This window comes from Gemmatimonas sp. (assembly GCF_041689975.1).
Lineage (GTDB): Bacteria > Gemmatimonadota > Gemmatimonadetes > Gemmatimonadales > Gemmatimonadaceae > Gemmatimonas.
The window spans coordinates 1-7,917 of sequence record NZ_JBDNFF010000441.1 but is presented as its reverse complement, the minus strand read 5'-3'; the positions used below and the strand labels follow the sequence as shown (position 1 = coordinate 7,917).

Annotated in this window: 8 protein-coding genes; 4 read left to right on the top strand and 4 right to left on the bottom strand. The window is 63.6% G+C overall.

The genetic code is table 11. The annotated features are described in order from the left end of the window. A partial coding sequence (locus ACESNG_RS24560) for a TonB-dependent receptor plug domain-containing protein (RefSeq protein WP_373071401.1) occupies nt 1-1,445 on the bottom strand: 1,445 nt, incomplete at its 3' end. A 448-nt stretch (nt 1,446-1,893) separates the two neighbouring features. On the opposite strand from ACESNG_RS24560, the gene ACESNG_RS24555 reads away from it, so the two are divergent. After that, nucleotides 1,894-4,161, top strand: a complete 2,268-nt coding sequence (locus tag ACESNG_RS24555; protein ID WP_373071398.1) for a DUF5916 domain-containing protein — start codon at nt 1,894-1,896, stop codon at nt 4,159-4,161. Nucleotides 4,162-4,223: 62 nt separating this feature from the next. Here ACESNG_RS24555 and ACESNG_RS24550 read toward each other — a convergent pair whose 3' ends face one another. Then, complete coding sequence (locus ACESNG_RS24550) at nt 4,224-4,973, bottom strand: Bax inhibitor-1/YccA family protein (protein WP_373063962.1); 750 nt, start codon at nt 4,971-4,973, stop codon at nt 4,224-4,226. Between the two features lie 106 nt (nt 4,974-5,079). On the opposite strand from ACESNG_RS24550, the gene ACESNG_RS24545 reads away from it, so the two are divergent. From ACESNG_RS24545 to ACESNG_RS24535, 3 genes are all read left to right on the top strand, one after another. Continuing rightward, nucleotides 5,080-5,415, top strand: a complete 336-nt coding sequence (locus ACESNG_RS24545) for an ArsR/SmtB family transcription factor (protein ID WP_373071396.1) — start codon at nt 5,080-5,082, stop codon at nt 5,413-5,415. Further along, nucleotides 5,412-6,287, top strand: a complete 876-nt coding sequence (locus ACESNG_RS24540; RefSeq protein ID WP_373063966.1) for an arsenite methyltransferase — start codon at nt 5,412-5,414, stop codon at nt 6,285-6,287. The genes ACESNG_RS24545 and ACESNG_RS24540 overlap by 4 nt, the downstream gene beginning before the upstream one ends. Before the next feature lie 102 nt (nt 6,288-6,389). Then, complete coding sequence (locus ACESNG_RS24535; RefSeq protein WP_373063968.1) at nt 6,390-6,611, top strand: hypothetical protein; 222 nt, start codon at nt 6,390-6,392, stop codon at nt 6,609-6,611. Nucleotides 6,612-6,625: 14 nt separating this feature from the next. Here the strand turns inward: ACESNG_RS24535 and ACESNG_RS24530 are convergent, their stop codons facing one another. After that, on the bottom strand, nt 6,626-6,976 hold the full coding sequence (locus tag ACESNG_RS24530) for a hypothetical protein (RefSeq protein WP_373063970.1): 351 nt from the start codon (nt 6,974-6,976) through the stop codon (nt 6,626-6,628). Between the two features lie 11 nt (nt 6,977-6,987). Beyond that, the coding region (locus tag ACESNG_RS24525) for a M20/M25/M40 family metallo-hydrolase (RefSeq protein WP_373071393.1) at nt 6,988-7,917 on the bottom strand (930 nt) is incomplete at its 5' end.

Genomic DNA, 7,917 nt, shown 5'->3' with positions numbered 1-7,917 from the left:
TTAACGTCCTGCCTGGTCCGTTCCTGCCACATGTCGCCGGGCGTCCAGCCGCGATAGCCGTTGAGCGGCGTGCCCAGACCGGACACGTTGCCGTTGTCACGGGTGCCAGGGCCACCGAACAGGTGCGAGCCAAGACCAGCGGTGGCGTTCGATTCCAGCGAGTAGCGCTGTGCGATGTTGATGAAGTTGGTCGAGACGGCGAGGTCGAGTTTGGGCGTGATCGCCGCATTCAAATTCAAGCGCAGCGACTTTCGCGCCGTCACGTTCGGGTGGCTCGTCCACGGGCGCAGCGGCAGGTTCTCCGTCGCGAAACGGTCGCGCTCGAACTGGGGAAGCGACAACACACCCTGTTCCTTTTCGTCTTCCGCCGAGAAGAAGTAGCGAACGGTCTCGGTGCCGCCCGACACCTGCGCACCGAACTGACGGCGCATACCCGTACCGACCGGCGTCAGGTCCTTCTCCTTGAAGATGTTGAGCGAGACCGTCGAGTCGGCCGTGCAGACGCCGGTACCGACGGTCTGCAGGCTACAGCCGTTGGTGCGCGACGACGTGGTCGAGGTTCCCGACTTCGCGAACAGGCTGTAGGCATCGGGATAGAAGTTCCGGTCGGTGAGGGCGCCGCCTTCGCCGTACACATTCCAACGGGCGGCACCGGCACGTCCTTTCTTGGTGGTCACCAGGATCACGCCGTTGGCGGCGTCGGTGCCGTACAACGTGGCGGCCGATGGTCCCTTCACGATCTCGATGTTCTCGATTTCTTCCGGGTTCAGGTCGCCGACGCGGCTCGCGTTGTTACCACCTGTCGTGCCACCGCTACCCGTCGCCGTGCCGAAGTCGGCGTTCGTGCTGGTCATACGAATGCCGTCGATGATCCAGATCGGCTCGTTGGACAAGCTCACGGAGTTCGAACCGCGAATACGAATACGCGAGCCCGTACCGGTCTGCGAGCCGCTGGTCACGGTCACGCCGGGTGCGCGCGAATTCAGGAGGTCGCTGAGGTTCGACACGGGCGCCGACTGCAGCACCTTGGCGGCGTCGATGTTGGCCGTTGCGTTACCGATCTCCACGCGGCGCTGTTCGCCGGTGGCGGTCGTCACGACTGCGGCGAGATTGATGGCCGCCGTGGCCATCGCGAACTCGATGGTCGCCGTTTGCCCCGCGGCAATCAGCTGCTTCTTCGTCTGTTCTGTGTAGCCGACCCGGAGTACGCGCACGGTATATTCCGCGGCGGGAATGCCACGAAGAAGGACGCGACCGTCAACCCCCGTCGCGGCGGCGAAATTGGTTCCGACGAGGAATACACGCGCCGCTTCGACTGGTCGCTGATTGGCCGCGTCAGTCACCCGGACCGACAGCGTTCCTGGCCCGGTTTGCGCGCGGGCTCGAGGAGCGGCGACCGCGATCGTGCCTGCCAATACCAGCAGGGCACGCCAAGAGTATTGCATAAGCGGGTCTCCTCAAAAAGTGGGAAGGGACTGGGGCGCCACGGGGCCACGGCGGCGTACGCCGTCGTCCTCGTCCTAGATTTGTTGAACAGATGTCGACAGCTATTCAACGCAGGTAACGGTACAACCGGTTGCATATTTATGCGAACCGGTATGACCCGAAACGCGTCCTGTCCCAACGTTCTTGCTCGGGACTTCGTAAAAAGTGGAGTAATGGTGCGATGTAACGCCACTCCCTGTACGGCTCGTCACTACTTTCGCACCCGTCAGCGTGCCAACGACATACTTATTCGCTCTTCTGATGCAGGTCGCACAGCCACTGCCGCCTTCGTCGAAGCCACCGGAACTGACTCCGTCGGCCGCCAGTGCCCTCGCAACGACCACTAGTGCCCCCCTCGGTACGCGTCACAGTGGCCCGGTTTTTCACGGCCGCCGCGGGCAACTCACGGTGGCCACGCCGCGACGCGAGGCGGCGATTGTGGTCGACGGCCGGCTCGATGAACCGGCGTGGGCCGACGCCGCGCTGCTGACGGGGTTCTCGCAGTTTTTCCCTGCCGATGGCGTGGCGGCGCAAGACAGTACCGAGGTGCTGGTGTGGTATTCCGCGACCGAACTGCATGTGGGCATCCGTGCCTTCGCGGCACCGGGCAGCGTCCGCGCCACACTCGCCGATCGCGACAGGATTTCGGCCGACGACAACGTGCAACTGTTTCTCGGCACGTATAGCGACAGTCGCCAGGCGCTCGTATTTGCGGTGAACCCCTTCGGCATTCAAAGCGATGGCGTGCTCACGGAAACGGGCGCGGTACTGGGCGGTGGATTCACGAGCACGTCAGCGAAGGCGCGCGAGAGCTCCGATCTTGCCCCCGACTACGTGTGGAAATCGAAGGGGCAACTCACCGAGTTCGGCTATCAAGTGGAGCTCTCCATCCCGTTCAAAAGTCTGCGCTATCGCGCCGGGGAGGAACAGCGCTGGCAGCTGAACGTGGCGCGCACGGTCCAGATCACCGGGCATGAAGAGACGTGGACGCCTGCCCTGCGCGGCGCGGCGAGCTTTCTCGCACAGTCGGGCGTGTTGGCCGGACTCCGTGATCTGCGGCGCGGCCTCACGCTGGACATCATCCCCACAATTACTTCGAGCGCGGTGGGCACGCGCAGTACGAGTAGTTCGGCGTGGGACTACAACGGCGGGCGTCCCGACTTGGGCGGGAGTGTCCGTTGGGGCGTGACCAGTAATCTCACGGTCGCCGGCACGGCGAATCCCGACTTCTCGCAGGTCGAAGCCGACGCCACGCAGTTCGCGTATGATCCACGCGTCGCGGTGTTCTTCCCCGAGCGCCGTCCATTCTTCCTGGAAAGCCAGGAGCAATTCACGACGCCCAATCGGTTGATCTACACACGGCGCATCGCGCAGCCGTTGGCGGCCGGCAAGCTCACCGGCAAATACGGCGGCTTCGACATCGGCGTGTTGTCGGCGGTCGACAATCAGGATGCCTCGTTCGACCAGAAGCATTCACCGCTCTACAACATCCTGCGGCTGCAGCGCGACCTCGGCGCACAGAGTCGTGTCGGCGTCGCGTACACGGACAAGGTCGACGGCCAGCGGTGGAACCGCGTGGTCGGCGTGGACGGCCGACTCGTACGCGGCGTCTATACGCTGCAAGGCCAGGTCGCGAGCAGCTTCACCAGCAGTGACAGCGGTACCCTGAGAGCCCCGCTGTTCGACGTGAGTGCTTCTCGCAACGGCCGCGGTTTCGTGGCTCGGTACGCACTCAACGGGATCAGCCCGGACTTCGACGCGCAGTCGGGGTTCATCGCTCGGCCCGGCATCGCCAACATCTCGGCCACGCATCGCTTGAATTTCTACGGTAAGCCGAAGGCGCTGGTGGAACTGTTCAGCCCCGAGCTTTACATGTTGGGGCGCTATCAGTACGACAGCCTCGTGAACGGAGCTGGATCACAAGACCGCCAACTCCACCTGCGCGCCAACACACGGCTCAAAGGCGGTTGGCAAGTCGGCACCCAGCTGCTGCTCGAAGTGTTCGGCTACGATCCGTCGCTGTACACCAACTACGTGCTGCTTCGCCCGGCGACCGCAGGCCGCATCGACACCGTGGCGTACACGGGCGCACCCAGGATCGGGAATCGCGACTGGGTGTTGTCTGTGGGCACGCCCGAGTTCCGCCGGTTCAGCTACAACGGCTTCGGCATCGTGGGCTACGACGAGAACTTTCAAGAATGGAGCTCGGCGCGGATTTTCAGCCTGCAAAACACGCTGACCCTGCGCCCCACCGGGCAGCTGCGAGTGGCCGCCACGTGGAACTACGACACGTTCGATCGACGCAGCGACGGCACGCGTGTGCTGACTCGGAATACCCCTCGACTTCGCACCGAGTATCAAGTCACGCGGCAATTCTTCGTGCGCGTGATCGGTGAGCGCTCGGTGGTGCGACAGGACTCACTGCGCGACGACACGCGCACGGAGTTGCCGATCTATCTGCGCGGCGCGAACGGCAAGCTTACGCGGGCGGCAGCGTTCGAGCGCACCCGCGCGCGTATCGACGTGCTGCTGTCGTATCTGCCGTCACCGGGCACCGTGGTGTACCTCGGCTACGGTGACGCACTGGCCGCCAATCGTCCCGCCGGACCGGAGCGGCTTCAGCGCACCCGCGATCAGTTCTTCATGAAGCTGAGCTATCTGTTTCGGGTGCAGTGACGAGGACGAAAAGGCCCGGTCGAGCATTGCTCGACCGGGCCTTTTCGTATTGGAGCGTAGAACTAGTTTCGGCGACCCTGCAGTCGCGACAACAAGCGCAGCAGCTCGAGATACAACCAGATCAACGTGACCATCAGTCCGAACGCGGCGAACCACTCGAGCTGCTTCGGGGCGCCGGCCTGCACGCCCTGCTCGATGCGATCGAAGTCGAGCACAAGGTTGAGCGCGGCCACACCGGCGATGGCGAGATTGATGCCGATCGCGAGCGGGCCCGACGACGTGAAGTAGCCGATCGATACACCGAAAAGCGACAGCAACATCGAGCCAAGATAGAACAGGCCGATACCGATCATCGCCGCGAGCATCATGCGCCGGAAGCCTTCGGTCGCGCGCAGAATGTTGAAGCGGTACAGCAGAAACACGGAGGCGGCGACGCCGAACGTGAGCAGGACCGCTTGTTGCGGCAGTCCGGCAAAGCGCAGGTTGTACATCGCCGACACGGCCCCGAGGAAGATGCCCTGCAGCGACGCGTAAATGGGCGCGCTCCACGGGGCGGTCTGGGGCTTGAAGCTGGCGATCATCCCCACGATGAACCCGCCAACTCCACCCAACAACATGGCGGGCATGAGCATGTCGAGATTCCCGGTCGCAAACTGCTGCCAGGTCACGGCCGCCGAGAAGAGCACGACCGCGAGCAGAATGGCGGCCTTACCCGCCACACCGGCAGTGGTCATGGAACCCGAGCGCGAACCGGCGGCGGTGGCACGCGCCGCGTCGGCGAGACGGGAAAGGACTGGATTCGTAGTGCGCATGGTGGATCGTTGTCGATAGAGGTGAATCGGCGTACGAAGAGAAGATACCCCACAGTGTTCAGTCTGGCCGCCATTGTCCCATCAAGTTTTCCTGATATATTTAAGCATGGCCGCAACGCAGATCGATTTCCCCCGCTCCACCCGAATCTTTCATGCCCTGTCTGACGAGACCCGTCTGGGGGTGGTGCAAATGCTGGGCGAAGGCGAACGGTGCGTGTGCGATCTGCAGGAGGCCCTGAACGTGGCCCAGTCGCGACTTTCGTTTCATCTGAAGGTGCTCAAGGAGGCGGGGCTGGTGACCGATCGGAAGGATGGGCGCTGGTCGTACTACACGCTCGTCTCCGAGGTTCTCACCGAAGCCCATGACATCGTCCATACCCTAGCCACTCCTCGTGTCTCCGGCGGTCGCGCGCTCACTGTACTGGGTCGCTGCTCATCATGACCGCTCCCATTACTAAATCCGCTCCGCCCGTGGACATCTCCGAAATCGTTCGTGAGAAGTACGGTGCAGCCGCTCGCCGGGTGCTCGAGATCAATGAGCCGGCCTCGTGCTGCGGGCCGACCAGCTCGTGCTGTGGTGGCACCGAGTTCAACGGCGCCGTAGACCCGATCACCTCGAACTTGTATGTGAACGGTGAGACCGATGAATTGCCCGATGCGGCGGTTTTGGCCTCACTTGGGTGCGGCAACCCCACTGCGCTGGCCCAACTCGAGGCGGGTCAGGTCGTCCTCGACCTTGGGTCGGGCGGAGGGATTGATGTGATCCTTTCGGCACGCCGCGTTGGCCCGACAGGAAAGGCATACGGCCTCGATATGACCGACGACATGCTCGCGCTGGCACGCCGCAACGCCGCCGAGGCCGGGATCCCGAACATCGAGTTCCTGAGGGGACAGATCGAGTCGATCCCGCTGCCCGATTGTAGCGTGGACGTCATCATCTCGAACTGCGTGATCAACTTGTCGGGCGACAAGCGCAGCGTGCTGGCCGAGGCGTTTCGCGTGCTGAAGCCGGGCGGACGGTTCGCGGTGAGCGACGTGGTCGTACGCGGCGAAGTCCCCGAGGCAGTACGACGTAACATGGAGCTGTGGGTCGGTTGCGTGGCCGGCGCCTTGGAAGAGACCGAGTTCAAGCGCCTGCTCACCGACGTCGGCTTCATCGACGCGTCCGTTGAACCGACGCGCTTTTACCGCAGTGAGGACGCCCGTCAGTTCCTGCAAGAAAGCAATGTGGACGTGGATGCGAACCTCGACGAGATCGACGGCAAGTTCATGGCGGCGTTCGTGCGCGCACAGAAGCCGGGCGCCACGGCCTGAGCGTTACCCGCTTGCGGGCGACCGTAGATCCTCCCTCCTGAACCGGCAGACGCTTTGGGGACTGCCGGTTGGCGTTGCTCGGACGGTCGTGTTTATCGTCGCGTGACTGACGCAGAATGGGAGCGTATGGTGGTGCTCTTCCGGCGCGCCTTTGGCGCCCGTGGTGTGTTACGCGCCGAAGGGTCGCTCCGTGAGTGGGGTAACGGTCGCCTTCGAATGAGTCTCGAACCAACGGCGCAGGGTGGACATCAGCTTCGCATGTCGACCAGCAAGGGGGACGCCCGGATGTTCACTACGATGGGTACGGTGTTTCCGAGATCGTAGACGCCGGGCACCCGTTACTGGATCGGTGACTCGCGTTGGGACAGGTCGTTGCTCACGTAGTGCTGCAATAGTTCTTCGGCAGCCGGCAGATAGGCCTCGACTGGCGGCAGACCGCCATCGAGGTTGGGGCCCGCATCCCGGAACACGGCTGCGATGCCGTGCGTGAGCGCATCGAGATCGCGATGCTCGTAAACGCAGGCGTCGAGTAGCATGACGAGATAACTCGCGAGCACTTCGGGCGTCGGTTCACGCACCGAGCGCCATCCGATGCGTTCGAGCGCGCGCGTGAGCACGAGCGCCGCGCCACCGCCGCCGAGCCCGGTGTCGGCGCGAAAGCGAGCGCTGAGCGTGTCGAGACGAATCATGAATGTCTCACCTACTGCGCCACCACGTTGGCGCTCAGGGCCTTCGTGAGACGATACAGAAACTCCTGCCCCTCGTAATAGCTCTTGATGCCCATGCGCTCATCGCGCCCGTGCGCGCGCGCGTCGACGGTGGGATCGGCGAAGAGCCCCGACACGCCAAAGGCCGGCACACCGAGGGCGCGGAAGAAGCGGGAATCCGTCGCGCCGGTACTCATCGTGGGAATGATCGGCATCTCGCCCCAAAGCTCCTTCGTGATGCGCGCCACATTTTGCATCAGCTCGGGCAGCAAGACGGACGGTGGCGAGGCTGGACGCTGTGAACGGATAATCACCTGCACCGTCGTGTCGCCGATGGCCTTCGCCAGCTCAGCCTGCACCTGCGGAGCGGTTTGCGTGGGATATACGCGGCAGTTGACATTGGCCTCGGCGAGCTGCGGGAGCGCATTCGTGGCGTGGCCGCCCTTGAGCTCCGTCGCCACGCAGGTGGTGCGCAGCATTGAGTTGTACTTGGGATCGGCTGTCACGGTGGCAACGGCTGCCCTGTCCGCCGGATTCGTCACGAGCGCCTTCATCGCCTTGCCCATTGCCGGCTCTTCCAACGCTGCCGTCTGGGAAAAGAAGGCGCGGGTAACCTCATTCAACTGAATGGCGAACTTGTAGCGCCCGACTTTCGCGAGCGCGTCGGAGAGCGAGGTGATCGCGTTGTCGTCGCGCGGCACGGAGGAGTGCCCGCCCTTGTTCGTCACACGCAGCGTGAAGTTCGTCGTGATTTTCTCGGTGGCCTGCACGCTGTTGAACAGTGGCTTGCCGTCGCGCAACGTCCCGCCGCCGCCTTCGTTGATCACCAGGGCGGCGTCTATGAGCTCCTTGTGGTTCTTGAGCAGCCAGTCGACGCCGTTGGCCGGACCGCTTTCCTCGTCGGCGGTGAGCGCGATGATAAT

Excerpts from the sequence above, each read along its gene's own strand:
- ACESNG_RS24540 (WP_373063966.1), top strand. The coding sequence starts at position 5,412 with ATGACCGCTCCCATTACTAAATCCGCTCCGCCCGTGGACATCTCCGAA.
- ACESNG_RS24530 (WP_373063970.1), bottom strand. The coding sequence starts at position 6,976 with ATGATTCGTCTCGACACGCTCAGCGCTCGCTTTCGCGCCGACACCGGG.
- ACESNG_RS24550 (WP_373063962.1), bottom strand. The coding sequence starts at position 4,973 with ATGCGCACTACGAATCCAGTCCTTTCCCGTCTCGCCGACGCGGCGCGT.
- ACESNG_RS24545 (WP_373071396.1), top strand. The coding sequence starts at position 5,080 with ATGGCCGCAACGCAGATCGATTTCCCCCGCTCCACCCGAATCTTTCAT.